This is a genomic window from Actinomyces viscosus (assembly GCF_900637975.1).
Taxonomy (GTDB): domain Bacteria; phylum Actinomycetota; class Actinomycetes; order Actinomycetales; family Actinomycetaceae; genus Actinomyces; species Actinomyces viscosus.
The window spans coordinates 2,788,320-2,805,232 of sequence record NZ_LR134477.1 but is presented as its reverse complement, the minus strand read 5'-3'; the positions used below and the strand labels follow the sequence as shown (position 1 = coordinate 2,805,232).

At 68.6% G+C, this 16,913-nt stretch carries 15 protein-coding genes; all 15 read left to right on the top strand.

Annotated features, from left to right (window positions below; genetic code table 11):
- The first annotated feature begins 124 nt into the window (after positions 1–124).
- Complete coding sequence (locus EL340_RS11930; RefSeq protein ID WP_126414740.1) at positions 125–3,148, top strand: lysylphosphatidylglycerol synthase transmembrane domain-containing protein; 3,024 nt, start codon at positions 125–127, stop codon at positions 3,146–3,148.
- Between the two features lie 400 nt (positions 3,149–3,548).
- Positions 3,549–3,686, top strand: coding sequence for a hypothetical protein (locus tag EL340_RS15015; protein WP_164719318.1), 138 nt, complete (start codon positions 3,549–3,551; stop codon positions 3,684–3,686).
- A gap of 116 nt (positions 3,687–3,802) precedes the next feature.
- Positions 3,803–6,145 carry a class III lanthionine synthetase LanKC N-terminal domain-containing protein gene (locus EL340_RS11925; RefSeq protein ID WP_126414739.1) on the top strand — a complete coding sequence of 781 codons (2,343 nt, stop codon included), beginning with the start codon at positions 3,803–3,805 and terminating at the stop codon, positions 6,143–6,145.
- Between the two features lie 13 nt (positions 6,146–6,158).
- Positions 6,159–6,332 (top strand): hypothetical protein, encoded by a 174-nt coding sequence (locus EL340_RS15010; RefSeq protein ID WP_003788668.1) that lies wholly within the window; start codon positions 6,159–6,161, stop codon positions 6,330–6,332.
- Between the two features lie 71 nt (positions 6,333–6,403).
- The gene (locus tag EL340_RS11920) at positions 6,404–7,402 is read left to right on the top strand and encodes a quinone oxidoreductase family protein (protein ID WP_126414738.1); all 999 of its coding nucleotides are present in this window, start codon (positions 6,404–6,406) and stop codon (positions 7,400–7,402) included.
- Between the two features lie 168 nt (positions 7,403–7,570).
- Complete coding sequence (locus EL340_RS15750; protein ID WP_267892485.1) at positions 7,571–7,699, top strand: hypothetical protein; 129 nt, start codon at positions 7,571–7,573, stop codon at positions 7,697–7,699.
- 74 nt (positions 7,700–7,773) lie between these two features.
- Positions 7,774–8,508, top strand: coding sequence for an ABC transporter ATP-binding protein (locus tag EL340_RS11915; RefSeq protein WP_020992116.1), 735 nt, complete (start codon positions 7,774–7,776; stop codon positions 8,506–8,508).
- The gene (locus tag EL340_RS11910; RefSeq protein ID WP_126414737.1) at positions 8,505–9,347 is read left to right on the top strand and encodes a hypothetical protein; all 843 of its coding nucleotides are present in this window, start codon (positions 8,505–8,507) and stop codon (positions 9,345–9,347) included. The genes EL340_RS11915 and EL340_RS11910 overlap by 4 nt, the downstream gene beginning before the upstream one ends.
- Positions 9,340–10,962, top strand: coding sequence for a zinc metalloprotease (locus tag EL340_RS11905; RefSeq protein WP_126414736.1), 1,623 nt, complete (start codon positions 9,340–9,342; stop codon positions 10,960–10,962). The genes EL340_RS11910 and EL340_RS11905 overlap by 8 nt, the downstream gene beginning before the upstream one ends.
- The gene (locus tag EL340_RS11900) at positions 10,962–11,870 is read left to right on the top strand and encodes a helix-turn-helix domain-containing protein (RefSeq protein WP_126414735.1); all 909 of its coding nucleotides are present in this window, start codon (positions 10,962–10,964) and stop codon (positions 11,868–11,870) included. Before EL340_RS11905 ends, EL340_RS11900 begins: the two co-directional genes overlap by 1 nt.
- The gene (gene mpaM, locus EL340_RS11895) at positions 11,863–12,606 is read left to right on the top strand and encodes a daptide-type RiPP biosynthesis methyltransferase (RefSeq protein ID WP_126414734.1); all 744 of its coding nucleotides are present in this window, start codon (positions 11,863–11,865) and stop codon (positions 12,604–12,606) included. The genes EL340_RS11900 and mpaM overlap by 8 nt, the downstream gene beginning before the upstream one ends.
- 27 nt (positions 12,607–12,633) lie before the next feature.
- Complete coding sequence (mpaD, locus tag EL340_RS11890) at positions 12,634–13,875, top strand: daptide-type RiPP biosynthesis aminotransferase (RefSeq protein ID WP_126414733.1); 1,242 nt, start codon at positions 12,634–12,636, stop codon at positions 13,873–13,875.
- Positions 13,872–15,008, top strand: a complete 1,137-nt coding sequence (locus tag EL340_RS11885; protein ID WP_126414732.1) for an iron-containing alcohol dehydrogenase — start codon at positions 13,872–13,874, stop codon at positions 15,006–15,008. The genes mpaD and EL340_RS11885 overlap by 4 nt, the downstream gene beginning before the upstream one ends.
- Complete coding sequence (locus EL340_RS11880; protein WP_126414731.1) at positions 15,001–15,732, top strand: YcaO-like family protein; 732 nt, start codon at positions 15,001–15,003, stop codon at positions 15,730–15,732. The genes EL340_RS11885 and EL340_RS11880 overlap by 8 nt, the downstream gene beginning before the upstream one ends.
- 83 nt (positions 15,733–15,815) lie before the next feature.
- Complete coding sequence (locus tag EL340_RS11875; RefSeq protein WP_197722279.1) at positions 15,816–16,565, top strand: transposase family protein; 750 nt, start codon at positions 15,816–15,818, stop codon at positions 16,563–16,565.
- Positions 16,566–16,913 lie beyond the last annotated feature (348 nt).

Here is a 16,913-nt window from a genome sequence, read left to right as displayed (position 1 = left end):
TTCAAACCACTTCCAGATAGACCTCGTTGGTTCGTATCGCAAACTTCTTTGGGCGGCACCTCCCCACACGCGGGTCCTCCTGTCGTAGGAGGGCGGCACAGACTCGCCTCCTAGAATCGACCTCATGACAGATGCGGCACCAGGCTCACCCCCGTCGGCAGCCGGCCCCACCGATGCCCCGGCACTCACCGAGCCACCCCCTGTCGTCGCTCCGTCGGCCGCACCGTCACCCATTGCGTCGACAGGCTCGGCGCCGTCGGCCGGATCGGCTTCCACCTCACCGGTGGGCATCCCGGTCATCGGCGTCGCCCCGGCGCCCGAGCCCACCCCGGCCCCCGAGCCCGCAGCCCCGTGCTCGACGACGCTCCTGGTCGACACCACCGCGCACCGCCTGCGCCGCACCGAGGACCTGCTCGACCTGACCCTGACCCTCCTGGGCATCGGCGCCGTCCTCATCCTGGCGATCTACGCCCGCCAGACCACGACCGGGGTCACCCAGGACGTCCAGAACGCCCTGGCGCTGGTGCTGCGCCGCATCCTGGTCTTCCCGCTACAGGCCATTGAGGGTCTGACCACCTTCATCGTGCCGCTGGCCGTACTGCTGGACCGCCTCCTGCGCCGCTCCTGGCGCTCCTGCGGCGAGGCCGTCCTGTCGGGGATCGCCGGGTTCGCGGTCGCCGTCGGAGCCATGACCGGCCTCGTCGCATGGGGGCCGACCGCCCTGGTCATGGGGCTGACGGTCACCGCCTCGGGCACCGCCCAGCTGGGCGTCTCCACCGTCTTCGCCTCCATGGCCGGCCTGCTCACGGGCGCCGGCGACCGCAACAGCTCGACCACCATGCGCTCGGGCTGGGCGGCCCTGTGGACGATCCTGGGTCTGGCCGTCCTGCGCGGGGCCCTGACCCTGCCCGGCGCGGTGCTGTCCCTGCTGCTGGGGCGCGCCGTGGGCCTGCTGGTGCGCTACGTCTTCGGCGTGGAGGACCGCCGCGCCCACGGGGTCACGCTCGTGCGCGCGCTGCGCCGCGCCGGGATCGACGCCGTGCGCGTGGTCCGCATGGACCGCGCCCCCGAGGCGCGCGCCTGGGTGGTCACCACCGACGCCCCCCTGGGCTACACCGAGCAGGTTCGTGAGCAGGCGCGCGAGAACCCGCTGACCTCGGCCACCACGACGGACGGTGCCGACGCCGCTCCATCAGACCCGGCCGCAGTCTCCTCGGCAGGCCCCGGACGGCCCCCCGAGGAGGCGACCGGTACAGCCGGTGCAGACGGTGCCGGTCGTGCAGGTACTGTCCCGCAGGCCTCACCGACCGACGACCCGGCCGCTGCGGCGGACACGGGCGCACCCACCGCCGCGACGAGTCGGCCGGCCCGCTCCCCGCTCGATCCGACGTCGTCGGGCCCGGGCGGCACCAACACGATCAGGCCGGCCACCGACGTCGACCTGGCCGCCGTCCTGGCCGAGGCCTCCAGCGAGGCCCTGTCCCAGGAGCGGGCCTCGGTCCACCGGATGTACGCCGTGTGGGACTCGGCCGGTGAGCGCCGCAACGTCACCCTCCTCGACGCCGACCGGCAGGTGGCCGGATTCCTCTCCAACGTCTGGGACCAGATCCGCGTTCGGGGCCTGTCCCCCACCCGTGACCTGTCCCTGCGCCCTGCCGCCGAGCACGCCGCCCTCATGACGATGGAGGCCCGCCGCGCCCGCGTGCGCACCCCCGGCCTGCTGGGGATGGCAGAGGCCGCCGAGTCCGTGCTGCTGGTGACCGACCACGTCGTCGGCGCCCGCTCCATCAGCGACCTGGGGGCCGAGATCGACGACGACGTCCTGGACCAGCTGTGGAGCCAGCTCCAGCGCGCTCACGCCGCGGGGCTGGCGCACGGGAGCATCGACGCCTCGAGCGTCGTCGTCGACGAGTCCGGGCGGCTGTGGCTCCTGGACTGGGCCTCGGGCGAGACGATCTCCTCCGAGCTGGCCCGCCGCGTGGACCTGGCCCAGGCCCTGGCGCTGACCGCCCTGACCGTGGGGGCCGAGCGGGCCATCGACGCCGCCTCCCGGTCGCTGACCACCGCGCAGCTGGCCTCGATCGCCCCCATGCTGCAGCGGGTGGTCCTGCCGCGCCAGACCCGCGAGGCCATGGGGCGGCGCGGGGCCAGCCGGCAGGTGCTCCAGGACCTGCGCGACGCCCTCGTGGCGCTCACCCCCACGGCCGACGCCGAGCCCGCCCGCCTCAACCGCTTCTCCACGCGCACCGTCCTCATGGTCGTGGTGGGGCTGGTGGCGGTGTGGACGCTCATGGCGCAGCTGGACTTCCAGCAGGTCAGTGCCGCCGTCTCCCAGGCCAATGCCTGGTGGATGCTGGCGGCGCTGGCCTTCTCCGTGGCGACCTACGTGGGCGCCGGACTCACGCTAGTGGCCTTCAGTCCCGAGCGGCTCTCGCTGTGGCGCTCCACCGAGGTGCACCTGGCCAGCGCCGTCGTGTCGCTGGTGGCGCCGGCCGGCGTGGGCGGGGCGGCCATCAACCTGCGCTTCCTCAACCGCAAGGGGGTGCCCACCGCGGTCGGCGTGGCCACAGTGGCCCTGGTCCAGGTGGTCCAGTTCGTCGTCACCGTGGTGCTGCTCGTGGTGCTGGCGGCCATGACCGGCCAGTCGACCGGACTGACCCTGCCGTCCGGCTGGGTGCTGGTCGCCGCTGGCGCCATCGTCGTGGTGGCGGCGGTGGTCCTGACCATCCCCAAGGCGCGCACCTGGGCCTGGGCCAAGATCGAGCCCACCTACCGCCAGGTGTGGCCGCGGCTCGTGTGGGTCATGTCCAACCCGATGCGACTGACCCTGGGCGTGGGCGGCGCGCTCACGCTGAGCCTGTCCTACATCCTGTCCTTCAGCGCGAGCCTGTGGGCCTTCGGCTACACGGTGCCCTTCGCGGTCCTGGCCATCACTTACCTGGCCTCCAACACAGTGGGCTCGATCGTGCCCTCCCCCGGCGGTATCGGCCCGGTCGAGCTCGCCCTGACCGCCGGGCTCGTCGCCGCCGGCGTCCCCTACGGCGTGGCGCTGTCCACGGCGATCGTCTACCGCCTGGTGACCTTCTGGATCCCGATCCCGGTGGGCTGGCTCAGCCTCCAGCGCCTCCAGAAGGTCGGGGATCTCTAAACCCACCTCCGAGCTCCTCACCCCCGCCCCGCCTGCGTCTCTTCACGTCTGAGACACGGGCGGGGCGGGTCTTCGCGTCGAGGTCCCGACGGCGAGCCGGGGCCGGATGGCCGTCCGGCCAGCGGCTGCAGCAGCGTCAGTCGGCCCAGAGAGCCGGACGAGCGTGTCAGCAGGACGACTGAGACGGCGGCCCCACGCCACCCCATCCCGCACCGCCTCCCCCAACCAGCCGTCAGATATCAGCCGACCGACCCGACCGTTTCACCGATTTGGGACGCCGCGAACAGGAGTTTCATTTCAGTCATCCGATCCGGAGGCACACCGAGCCTCACATGACATCCAAGAGGACGGACAACCACAACCCGGGGAACTCACCCCCGCCACACCGAAAGGAACACCCATGGCCAAGAACATCAAGAAGAACACCGAGCTCGACGCCGAGGAGCTGGAGTCGATGGACGCCCCCGGTTGGGACGACGTCGCCATCGCCTCGATCTCCTTCGCCGGCGGTGTCAGCGTCGCCGTCGCCCTGACCTGAGACGCCTGAGGTCGGCATGGTGGGGGCGCCCCGGGCGGGTTCCCAGTGCGGCGCCCCCACCATGCAGTCTCACCACCACACACCACCGTTCAGAACGCCGAGAAAGGAGGCACCCCGTGAATCTTGGAGAAATCGCACCAACCGAGCATGAGGGCGACTCCGCCTTCTCCCCGACAATCGTTCCGGCCTCACCGTTCCGCATCTGGGACGGCACCACCCCGGAGGGCTGGGAGGTCACGGAGAACGATCAGTGGAAGTTCTACTTCCCCACGGACGCCGAGCTTCCCGACGAGGGATGGAAGATCCACATCTCGACGGTTCTGGATGAGGCCGATCAAGCACTCGACATCGTCTCTGAGATATGCCGGCAGAACTCCATAGGATTCAAGTTCACGCCGACACGCGAGATGCTGGCCTTCAAGCTCTCGAAGAACGTCTCCCGCTCAGCGGCCGGCAAGTTCTGCTGCCTCTACCCCCGAGATGAGGAGGAATGCGGGCGGATCGTCAACATTCTGCTCCACGCGCTTCGCCACATGCACGGACCGGATATTCTCACCGACCTCAGGTGCGGGGACGCCCCGGTCTTCGTCAGGTGGGGCGCTTTCACCCCCATGTACTGCACCGACGCCGACGGCATTCGCCGTCTGGCCATTCACGGTCCCGACGGCGAGCTCATCGCAGACACGCGGCGTCCCGGCCTCCACATCCCGGACTGGGTGACGTGGCCGGCATGGACCGGGCCCGGTCGGCACCGCCGCGCCAACCGCTCATCACACCTGCCATGCACGCTGACCCACGCCCTCGCCCATCACGCGGGCGGAGGAGTCTATGCCGGACAGATGCATTCCACGGGTGCCACCGTCCTGGTCAAGGAGGGACGTCCCCACGCCGGGATCGACCGGCTCCACCACGATGCCGTGTGGAGGATCCGGCACGAGGCCGAGATCCTGCGTCGGTTGCAGGGACGCGCATCCGTCCCCACCTTCCTCGAGCAGGTCGACGGCACCAGCCACGCCTATCTCATTCGCGAGATGATCGACGGCGTCACGCTGATGCGTGAACGCAACCGACGCCTGCGCGAGCAGTCGACCCCCGCCTATGAGGAGTGGGCACGCACCACTCTCGAGACGATCCGCCGGGAGCTCGAGGCGGTGCACGACTGCGGCGTCGTGCTCAACGACGTCCACGAGAACAACATTCTTCTTGCTGACGACCGCATCATCTTCTTCGACCTGGAAGCCGCCTCATGCGCGGACTGCGATGATGAGCTGGCGATGGCGGCCATTGACTATACGCCGCCGCCCAACATCCGCGGAACGACGGTCGACTGGTACTCCTTCGACATCATGACTCTGTCGATGTTCGTGCGTTCCAAGCGGGGAATCCGGCTCGGCCCGGCACGTATTCGGGCCCTGGCCCACCAGGCACGGCGCCGTCATCCATCCTGCGCAGACCTCATCGAGGCGGCGGCCGGGCGCCTGCTGGCCCTCACGCCCGTGCCACCCGACGCCCCCGGGGTGACCGGCCGCAGCACTGTCGAACCGACCCCGGACGCCATCATCGCCGCCCTCGACACGCACCAGGAGCGGCCACACCCGTCCCCCACACCGGTCGGGACGACCTCCGGCACCGAGGCCTTCTCCGGCGACGTCGGCCCGGCTCCCGCCTTCGACGCCTGCCTGCGCACCCTGGCCACCGTGTTCAGCCGGCTCGGCCTGAGCCCCTCTCACCCCGACGACGCCCTGAGCCACAGTCCCGGGCTGATGACCGGCACAGCGGGAACGGGAGCCATCGCCTGCCTGCTGGCCCACACCGGCGGGCTGCCCCGCCACGAAGCGGAGGCCATCATCCAGGAGGCGGCCAGGCGTCTGGACCGCCCTGAGCCACCGGCCCGACCGGGCATGTGGGAGGGAGCCACCGGACAGGCCGTGTTCTGGCTGCTGGCAGACCTTCTGTCCTTCATCCCCGGGTCACGGCACCGGGCCCGCTCGCTCCTGATCCAGGACGCGGCGCAGCTGGCCACGCTCGTCCCACCGCATGCCGGCGGGCTCGACGGCCGACTCGGCTGGCTCGCCGTCGTCGCCGCACTCGAAGGGCTCACCAAGCTCACCGTGCCCACCGACCTGAAGGACACCATGCGTCCCGCCCCCTCGGCGAGCACCGCCGGGTCGAGTGTGCGCAACGGCGCCATCGGCAGCCTGCTGGCCCTCAGCGTCCTGCGCCTGGCCGGCTCCCCCCTGCCCGACGTCGAGCAGGTGGCCCTGGAGTGCCTGGCCGATGACCTGGTCATCTGTACGCCGAGCACCATCGGCGTCGTCGACGATCCGGGCCTGTCCCTCAAGGGGGACTCGGCCGACGGCGTCACAGGCGCCCTCGCGGCTCTCCACCTCCTGCGGACCGCCTTGTCCTTAACGACCTCTTTCCCCAACCCGACCGCATCCGTGGTCACCCGTCACTGAAAGGAACCCCATCATGCGTCTTGCTCTCACCGTCGTCGGAGTCGTCGCCGGCATCATCATCGCCGCCATCGCACTCATCCAGCTGAGCGGATCGCTTCAGATCGCGCTGACAGGGCTCGGTGGAGGCCTGAGCATCGGCTCCATCTGGACCTTCGTTCGAGGAAACAAGCAGATCACCAGCCGATGAAGTGCCCAGCCGTCTTCCTCACTGGTACCGACACAGCCGGGATCTCACTGTATGGACGTGAGATCCGGGCTGTGCCCGTTCAGGTGGAGAGCCGTCGCCTGGAGGACAGGGTTCTCACCCTCTCCGGAAAGGTCGTTGTCCGCGTCGACGCCCTGTCATGCAATTATCGCGACCGCTCACTCATCCTGCAGGGGACCGATCCTCAGGCGGTTCACCGCGGTCCGGCGAACGAGCCCTCCCTGACCGCCTTCGGCTCCGAGTTCTGCGGCACCGTCCTGGCAGCCTCACCGGACTGCCGCCTCACTCCGGGACAGCGGGTGATGGCCTGCTCGGCCTACCCCGAGGCCGCCGAGGGAGCCGCACCCGGCGTCGTCACCAACACGGCGTCCCGGGGTGTTCTGCTCGTCCACGAGTCCCAGCTCGTTGCCGTGCCCTCGTGGATGACGACGCCGCAGGCCGCTGCCTTCGGCCTGTGCCACCAGACCGCCGCCGCGATGATCCGCAGGTCGGGAGTCGGGCCGCAGTCACAGGTCCTGGTCACCGCCGCCACCAGCTCGACGTCGATGGCCGTGCGACACCAGCTTCAGGCGATCGGCGCCTCGTGCTGGGTGGTGTCATCGAAACCGGATACTCCCCTTCTCCCCAACGAGCGCAGGCATCCCGGCCTCGAGGATCCCGCGGCGACCAGGATCCGGGTCAGTCACGTCATCGATCCCTTCTGCGACCTCAACCTCGCCGGGGCCGTCGCCTCCCTGGAGATGGCCGGCACCTACATCACCTGCGGGATGCTGCACCAGCACCCACTCATGGACGGGGTCGGATCGTGCGGATCACCGGGGGAGCTCATCGCCAGGATCATCACGGCGAACCTCACCCTCATGGGTAACTGCCTGGGTACCCGAGAGGACCTGCTTCACGCCCTCGAGCTGGCCCGGGCCGGATCGATCCCGCTGGATCCCAGCGCCATCCACCCCCGGGACGACATCGACGACTTCCTGCTGGAGGCCTTCGGTTCCCGCGAGCGCTCGGGAAAGGTCGTCCTGTCCCTGAGCCCCTCGACGAGGGTGTAGGCCCCCTGCCGTCAGTCCCTCCCATGACCCACTGCTCAGTCAATCGGACTAGCCCATCGGATGAGCCCAGAGCGCCCGACCAGGCGATCCGGAAACAGTGATCTTCCGGTGGAGTAGTGACATCACATCGAATGCCTCCCCGGCACCTCACCACGTAAGGAGACCCCCATGGACAAACCCATGAACCTCGATACCGAGATCACTGAGTTCGAGTCACTCGACGCACCTGACTGGAAGGACTCCGCAGCCGCTCTCGGTGTCCTGTTCGGACTCGGCGCCCTCATCGCGCTCATCTGACCCACCGCGACCCCCTCGGCCCCACGCGACCCGAGCGGCCCGGAGCAGCTCAGTCGCCGTAAGGAGAACACACCATGAACCTGAAGCCACTCCTAGAGATCAGCCATCTCACCAAGCGCTACCGGTCCACCACTGCGGTGGACAACGTCACCTTCAGCATTGAGCCCGGACAGTCTCTTGGGCTCCTCGGCCCCAACGGCGCCGGCAAGACCACGACGCTGCGAGCCGTCCACGGCCTTCTTCGCCCCACGTCGGGCAGCGTCTCCGTGTTCGGCCACGCGCCCCTGGCCATTCCCGATGCGGCCCACCACATCGGCTTCGCATTCGACAACACCGGGCTGCCCACCAGCCACACGGTCCACAACCACCTCGTCAACCACCGGCTCGCGGCCGGCCTGTCACGCGACGAGATGGACAGCATCGTCGACGAGTTCGATCTCGATCCTCTGATGCGTCGCCGGATCAAGGACCTGTCCACGGGCGAGCGCAAGCGGGTCAACCTGGCCACCGCCATGGCGGGGCGGCCGCAGCTCCTCGTTCTGGACGAGCCGACCAACGGTCTGGACATCGAGGGCGCCCACTGGCTGCGCCGCGTGCTCCAGCAGCACATCGACTCCGGCGGCGCCCTGCTCATCTCGAGCCACATTCTCGCCGAGGTCGAGCGCATGGTCGACAGCATCGTCGTCATCAAGCGCCGCTGCCTCTTCAACGGATCCCTCGACGAGCTGCGCCACCACGGTGGCCCCACGCTCGAGGACGCCTACCTCAACCTTGTCTCTTCCACCACCTCCAGGAGCCGTGCAGCATGACCACCAACGTCCTTTCCTCCGCGCAGACCATCACCTCCGGTCGGGCCCTGGCCACGCCGGCCCCCAGCACCAGCGGCTTGTCCGTGTTCCGCTCCTTGTGGGCTCTGACCCGCCGAGGGCTCACCGAGGCCTCCCTGAAGTGGTTCCTCGTGATCGGGATCGCTCTGAGCAGCTTCGCCACGATCTTCGACGCCAGCAAGTTCCTCAGCGAGATCGACCTGTCCAACCAGGCCGCCGTCGACTCCGTGGCCCTGCGACTCATTCGCATCGGATTCTCCGTCCTGCTGGTGTCCACCCTGTGGGGAGCCACCCAGGTGACGACCGAGTTCCGCGACGCCACTGTGGCGGCTCGAGTCACCCAGCACCGCGGCGTCGGCAGGCTCGTTGCCAGCCACGCCCTGGCCTCCTTGCCGGCCGGCCTGCTCTTCGGCCTCATCGGCGCCCTGAGCTCCACCATTCCCACCTTCGTGATCTTCCACCAGCGTGACCTGAGCATCACGATGAACGAGGATCTCGTCAGCACCGTCGTCGGCATCATCGCCGTCAGCGCCCTGGCCGCCCCGTGGGGGACCTGCTTCGGCTGGCTGCTGCGCCGCACGCTGCCGGTCATCCTCCTCCTGGTCGCCTGGACCACCTACATCGAGCCGGCCATCGTGCGCGCCCTGCCCAACGACCTGGGCCAGTACCTGCCCGGCGGCCTCCAGCTCACGCTCATCAAGGACGCCACGGCCGTCGGCGACATGTCGGCTCCGCTGGCCGCGGGACTCCTCGTAGCCTGGACGGTCGGTCTGTCCATCATCGCCACCGCAGTGACGAAGATGGGTGATCTACGTGCCTGAGCAGGATGTGCTCTCTCGCCCCCGAGGAGCTCTCCGGCTGCACCGAGACGTCGCCGTCGTCCGCCCTCAGGCCGGAGACGGGTGGGCGGTTCGCACCCCAGACAACAAGCTCCTCGGAGTCGGCGAACAGCTCGGCGAGCTGCTGGTGACCCTCAAGACCAAGGGGCCACTGACCAAGACGGATCTTCTGGAGCAGATGCCACCGCAGTGGCAGCCCTCCGATGTCGATCACGCTCTCGACGCCGTCAGCAAGTACGGCCTGGTCGTGGCCGATTACGAGATGGACTCCACTGAGCAGAAGCCGCTGTGGAGCGTCGACAACGACGGACCGCTCATCCTCAAGCTCTGCTTCAACCGCCCTGAGGCCTTCTTCATCAAGGCGGCCCCGGTCGTGAAGGCGTTGAGGAAGACCTTCCTGCGCTGGGTCCCGCTGGTCATCGCAATCCTGGGGATCCCCGCGCTGCTCTCCCTCGCCGGGAACCCGAACAGCACCTTGTTCCAGCCGCTGACGCTGGGCACCTACGGCGCTCTGCTGCTGGCCCTCACCCTGACAACCGCCATTCATGAGCTCGCTCATGGACTGACCCTCACCGCCTGCGGCGGCATGCCTCACCGCATGGGGATCATGCTGTTCTACTTCTCCCCGGCGGCCTTCTGCGACGTCACCGAGGCGTGGTTGCTTCCCCGTAAGGACAGGGTTGCGGTCGCCTTCGCCGGCATCGTCATCCAGACGAGCATCGGGGCCACCGCCCTGATCGCGAACCTCCTGCTGGGTGGGGAGCACGCCTTCCTCACCTGGTACGGGGCCAGCACCTACCTCGTGGCGCTGAGCAACCTCATTCCGTTCCTCCGTCTGGACGGCTACGTGGCCCTGGTCGGGTTCACCAACCAGTCCGGTCTCAGGCAGCGCTCCATCCAGGCGCTGCGCAATCGGGTCGCCGGCATCCCGGAGCCGCACGAGCCCCTGTGGGTCGCGCTGTTCGGGGTGGGTTGCCTGGTCACGCCCCTGGTCATCGTCTGGACCGCCGTCACGGCGATCGCGCCGAACCTGCTTCGCGGTGGCGCCGGAGGCCGAATCATGCTGAGCATGCTCATCGGGTTCTGCCTCATGAACGCCCTGGTCAAGATGATCCACGGGCTGCGCGGCTTGAAGCGCACCCAGCAGATCCGACTGTTCGTGACCGGCTTCTCCGCAGCCGTTCTGGTCCTGCTCACCCCGATCGGTACCACCACCTCCCTGGGGTTCCAGGCCACCGGTAGCCACCGCGCGGTCGCTCTGACCGGGGACGCCGCGGGCTCGGCCCCGGTGACGACCGGAACGAAGGTCTCCTTCCACCGCTCAGGGCTCCTGACGGGCCCCGCCCTCGGGCAGGGGACCGTCGTCGCCACCGAGAACTGCACGGTCCCGCTCCGAGCCGTCTCGCCCCTGCTCTCCGACGCACAGATGCCGCCCGGGACCTGCCTGGTCGTCGAGTCGGACGTGGAGCTCACCCCGGGGACGACCGGCAGGATCACCTCTCAGAAGGTGTACCAGCCGCTCGCACGCGTCATCCGCCACCAGCTCGGGCCAGTGCTTCCCGGAGGAAGCCTGTACTCCGACGACGAGGAGGACTGATGACCGCCAAGCGCGCCTCTCAGGCGATGGCCGATCTTCGGCGTTACCTGGTCGGCGCCCGAGGTGATCGGGCCGCCGTCTGGCTCGACGACGGCACCCGCTACACCCCCTCCGAGCTGCCGCCGTCGGCACTGGTCATCACCCCGCAGCCCATCTCCGCACCCGCCGCCGGCCACGAGATCGTCGTCCGGGAAGGAGACCTGACCCGGGACTGCGAGCTGCTGGTCATCGACGGAGCCATGGAGATCGCAGTCATGGACTACTCCCTGGCCGCGTTCCTCCCCGTGGCCGGCCCGACCCTCATCCGTCTGGCCACCCGGGAGGAGTGGGAGCTCTTCCTTCAGGACGCCGACGCAGCCATCACCACCGGATGCGTCCCGGCTCAGCTCATCCACCCGATGACGGTCCTGGAGGATGCCGACGCGCTGAGGACCGGCACCGTGCCGCAGACCCGCCTGACGGTGTCCTCCACCGGGGTGCACCACCACTTCCCCGGCACCGACCGCAGCCCGGCGCAGCGGGACCGGGGCGACCGCGCCTGGCTGCCCCGCTACCTCACCATCATCAACGCACTCACCACACTGCACACCCTGCAGGAGGAGCCAGTCGAGATCTCCGGCCTGGGCATGCGCCTGTCGGAGACGAGCCCGCAGACCCCGGTCGAACCGGCTGACGCACCCATCATCGTGCGCTCCCGCGCGGGAATCCGCTGCCTGATCCCCGGCAACGGCCGAATGCTGTCCGTATCGACCACCCTGGCCACGATCCTGGAGACGCTCATGACGCTACCTAACGACACCGACCTCGCCCACATCCTCGATCTTCCGCCGTCGACCATCTACCACGCCGTCGCCTCCCTGTCCGAGGCCGGCCTCATCAGCCCACGGGAGGTGGTCTACAGTGCGTAGCCCGGTTCTCTCCCCCCTGTACAGCGGCCTGGGGGCTCAGCGCTATCACGCCTTGTCCGCCCACGACGACACCGAGATCGCACTGATCCTGGAGACGCTGGAGAACCATCTGAGCCCGGATCTGGCGGATCTGCGCATCCTCGAGCTCGCCTGCGGCTCGGGTCGGGTCACGCTGCCGATGGCGGAGGCCGGCTACCGGATCCTGGCCACCGATCTGAGCCCCGACATGCTTGAGGTCCTGCGCTCCCGTATCTCCGAGCAGGACTCGGTCGCCGATGCTCCCGGAGACCTGGCCGCGCGCATCGAGGTGCAGGAGGCGGACATGAGCTCCTTCTCCTTCACGGAGCGCTTCAAGGCCGTCTGCCTGCCCACGGCCTCCATCACTCAGCTCGACGCCGAGCAGCGGCTCGGGGCCCTCGAGTGCTCCGCGCGCAGCCTCGCCCCCGGTGGACTGCTCATCGTCTCCACGGACGACATCGCCGCGGAGGGCACGACGACGATCGAGATCCAGCCCGGCATCTCCCTGACTGAAGAGCTCGATCAGGCCCGCGGCCGCCGTCGCAGCATCCTCAGATGGGGCGAGGAGTGCTACGTCTCCGAGCTGCATCTGGTCCCCTCGTCCTGGATCAGTGAGGCCTGCACCCGGCTCGGGCTGACGATCGTGGAGCGCCACTCCACTCCCGACCAGGCGATGCCGGACCACTCCGGGGTGCTTCTGGTCGCCCGCAAACCCTAGTCGACTACACCACGAGGCCTTCCTTCCATGTCTGTCACCACCGAGTTCTTCACTCCTCCGAGCACCTTCTCCTCCTCACCCCAGCCCACCCGGGCCCGCGGGACGGCGATCACCTACGCCGACGGCAGCCAGTGCCTCGACGGCATCTCCGGTTTATGGAACGTTCCATTGGGGTACGGGCACCGAGGCGTGGCCGACGCGGTTCACGCCGCTCTCCTGGAGGCCTCCTACCTCACTCACTTCCGCGGTTCCCACACCTGGGCCGAACGCACCGGGCACCGCCTGCTCGCCGCAGCGGGGGCCGATCACTATCGTCGAGTCGTCCATGCGACGTCGGGATCGGCCGCACTGGACAGCGTCATCAAGATGGTCCGTCAGTACCAGGTCGTCTGCGGCGAGCCGAGTCGCACGATCATCGTCTCCCTCAAGGGCTCCTACCACGGAACGACTCTGGGGGCCATGTCTTTGACCGGAGAGAACCTGGGGCAGAGGATCTACGGGGTCGATGGCCGTTCCGTGCGGCATATCGACCATCGCCGCCCCCAGGACCTCGCCCGTCTGCTGGAGCGAGAGGGGGACCGCGTCGCCGCTGTCGTCCTTGAACCGGTACAGGGCTCGGGCACTCACGTCGTGGGCTCCGAGTTCCTCTCCACGGTCCTGGAGGGTCGCCGCCGGCACGGCTATCTCCTGGTGGCCGACGAGGTCGCCACCGGATTCGGCCGCACAGGACCGATGTTCGCCAGTGAGACCTGGGCGGAGAGCCCCGACATCCTCGTCACCTCCAAGGGACTGACCAACGGCACCCAGGCCGCCTCCGCGATCCTTCTGGCAACGCGGGTGACCGAGGCGCTGGACTCGGCGGACTCCCCGTTCATGCACGGTGAGACGCAGGCGGGCAGCCCGGCGTCCTGCGCCGCCATCCTGGCCACCCTTGAGGCCTTTGAGAACGAGCACGTCCTGTCCCGTGGACGCGCCGTCGCCCGGCAGCTCGATGAGCGTCTTGACGCCCTGGCCGAGCGGATCCCCGGATCCAGCACCACGGGGCTGGGCTGCTTCCGCTCGGTTCAGCTTCCCGATGCCGACGGCCAGACCATCACCCGCATCATCGATCGGTGCCGCCGCAACGGCGCCATTGTTCAGCCTGGCCCGAGCAGCTTCCAGCTGGTGCCCGCCCTCGTCTACGATGCGCGCGACCTGGACCGTCTCGTGGACCGGGTTCAGGACGCCGTCTCATCGGTCCTCGCGGGTCGGGGAACGGTCGCCGCATGAAGACATCGTCCCTGCTGCTGCCAACCGGACCCGAGCTCGGCACCGGTTCCTGGTCGCGCACGCTGTCCCCGCGCACTGAGCTGGCGATCATCGACGCAGCGGTGGTGGACCATGCTCTTCCCGGGCTGCCCTCCCGTCTTCCGGTCATCCCGGTCGACGGCGCCACCGGGCTCGGAGGAGTCAGGGAGGTCGCGCAGGCCATCGAGCGGACCGATCCGCGTGAGGTGATCGCGATCGGTGGCGGCGCCACCATGGATCTGGCCAAGCTCGCCGCCCTCACGGCGGAACGTCCGGCGATGGTCGACCACCTGGAGCAGGCCGCCGACCGGTGCGGGCTCATTCCGCTGGCCGGGATCGGCCGACGGCGCCGCCTCACCCTGGTCCCGACCACGCTGGGCACCGGCTCGGAGTCGAGCAGCGGGGCCTGCTTCGATCATCGGCTCGTCGGGTTCGACGGGGAACGGGCCCGCAGCCTGGTCGTCGGGGCGGCGCTCGAGGCCGATCGCGCATGGCTCGACCCCGACCTCCTGACCACGCTGCCTCTGACCCTGGCCAGGGAGGGCGCCCTGGAGGCACTCAGCCGGGCGCTGGTGAGCACCGTGTGCACCCCCTCGAGCCTTGCCGCCTCGGAGTGGGAGGCCCGCATGCTCGTCTCCCGGCTTCGAGAGGGGCTCGATGCTCTCACCGACGGCGCGGACCCCGACCTGCTCCACCGCATCGCCTTCGCCTCGACCATGACGCACCGGGGGCTGAGCCTCAAGGGCCGGGGCAGCGCCCCCTCACCCGTATGGTTCATCGCCACCGAGCTGTCCATGGTCGCAGGAGTGCGCAAGAACGAGGCTCTCAGCGCCCTCATGGGGCCCTGGGCCCACCTCGTGCTGAACGGCCGCAGCGAATGGGGGAGGTCGGAGGTGCTGGCCGAGCTGTGGCCGCTCGGCTCCACAGAGCCCACCGAGGTCGTCAGCCGGTGGGGCCTGCCGACCTCGATTCCGCTGCCCGGCGGAGGCACGCAGCGAGTCATCCGTCGGATCGAACGCCGCTGGGGCGGGCGACTGCCCATGATGCGGCGTTTCACCACCGGCCAGCTCGAGACCCTGCTCGGGCTCTGCACCTCCGAGGGCTCCTGTGCCTGATATCCGTTGCGTCCTGGAGCCGGGCTCAGGAATCGTCCGCACCCTTCATGTCACGCCCCCGCGAGCCGGGAGGCGTCTGCTGTGGTCCGTTGGAGCACTCCTCACCGGTGACGGCCAGGAGGAGGGGCCCTTCACCATGCACGCCGTCGGCGCCTGCGGGCAGCGCCGCGACGAGACTCTGCTGCGAGCTGCGGGCGAGGTCGTGGAGCGCTGGGCGGTCGCGGCCCAGGACCGTCTCGGCCCGCCACTGCTCTTCCCTGATGCGGGACCCTCCGGAGCCGCGGCCGGACCGAGCGTCGAGTTCTGCCGCACCCGCGGTCTGCGGGAGCTGATCGAGCGCGATGCAGCGATGCGCGGCTGGTACCTGTGCCAGGGAGTACGGCGCCTTCCCCTCGCCCAGGCCCGATCAGCACTGGGCCCGCTGCAATCGGTGATCGCACCGCTGCGTGACCGGGGAGCCGAGCTCGTGGCGCTGGAGATGCCGTCGCGCTGCCGGGAGCTGAGCGTCATCATGTGCGCGATCATCGAGCCGTCTGAGCAGATCGTCGCCTGCGGCTTGGGGTGCGACTCAGCCCTGGACGGGGCGATCGCCACAGCTGCACGGGAGGCATGTCAGATCCTGGATCTTTTCACGATCATGCGAGAGGCCCTTGGTCGTCCCGACCGGCCCGAGCACCTGCGCAGCGACACGGAAGGTTATTCAGGGGCGTGTATGGGGGTTTAGGGGTTCGGTGTGTTGAATGGGTGACGGCTCGTTGGTCTGAGAGAATCAGATTGCTACATGAAACCTCTCAGGAACGAGCCGTCATGGGTAAGGGTATCACAGGCCTGGACAGAACGCAGTTGAGCTGCCTGGTGGAAATGGTGCTGGGTGATACTGAGATCTCCTTGGCGCCAAGAATTCTTGGCCCACTGGCCGCGGTGCGGGCGACGTTGATGTATTTGCGCACCAACACCTCCCAGGAGGCGATCGCCGAGATCATGGGGGTGTCACAGCCGACGATCTCGCGGGCGATCTCGGTGGTCACCCGGATCATCGCCAGGGTCTTGGGGCCTGTGCTGGCGACCGTCGAGGAGGTCCCCCATGGGGGCGTGCACATCATCGACGGTACGCTCCTGCCGTGCTGGAGCTGGAAGGATCGGACGGACCTGTGGTCGGGCAAGCACAAGCGCACCGGCCTGAGCCTGCAAGTACTGGTCAGCCCCGCCGGGCGCCTGCGGTGGGCCTCAGACCCGCTACCGGGGGCCACCCACGACACCAAGGCCATCACCACCTCCGGTCTCTTGGAGGAGATCGACCCCTCCTGCTGCATCGCCGATAAAGGCTACATCGGAACCGGGGTTCTCACCCCCTACAAGAAACCTCCCAACAGTGAGCTCACCAAGGCCCAGAAGCAGGCCAACAAATCCCTAAATGAAATCCGGTATGTCGTGGAGAGAACCATCGCGCACATCAAATCCTGGAAGATCCTGGCCCACGACTACAGGCGCCCCCTGCACACCTTCAAAGAAACTATCACAGCCACCCTAGCCCTCTACGCCTACACCAACCCCTGAATAACCTTCACGGACCGCGCAACCTGGTGGGGAGCCCCGGGAAACGTCACCGCCTTTCGGACCTGGCTGACAAAGATCAGTACAGCAGAACAGGCTGTGTCCTTTACAACGACGAATTGCGCGGAGACGAATTGCGCGGAGATGGAGTGGAAGAGCCTCGTGGAGTCAACCCACTTCACCGACCTGACACCGACACTCCCCCAGCGGATCCGCCAGGGCGGCTGGCATGCCGGGCGTGCGGAGAACCCAGCGCTCACGCCCCTGGTGACGGATGAGAGCGCACTGGGGCAGGAGCTCGTGACACCTGACACTCACCCCTTCCCTCACCCCATTCTTTGAGGTTTCCGC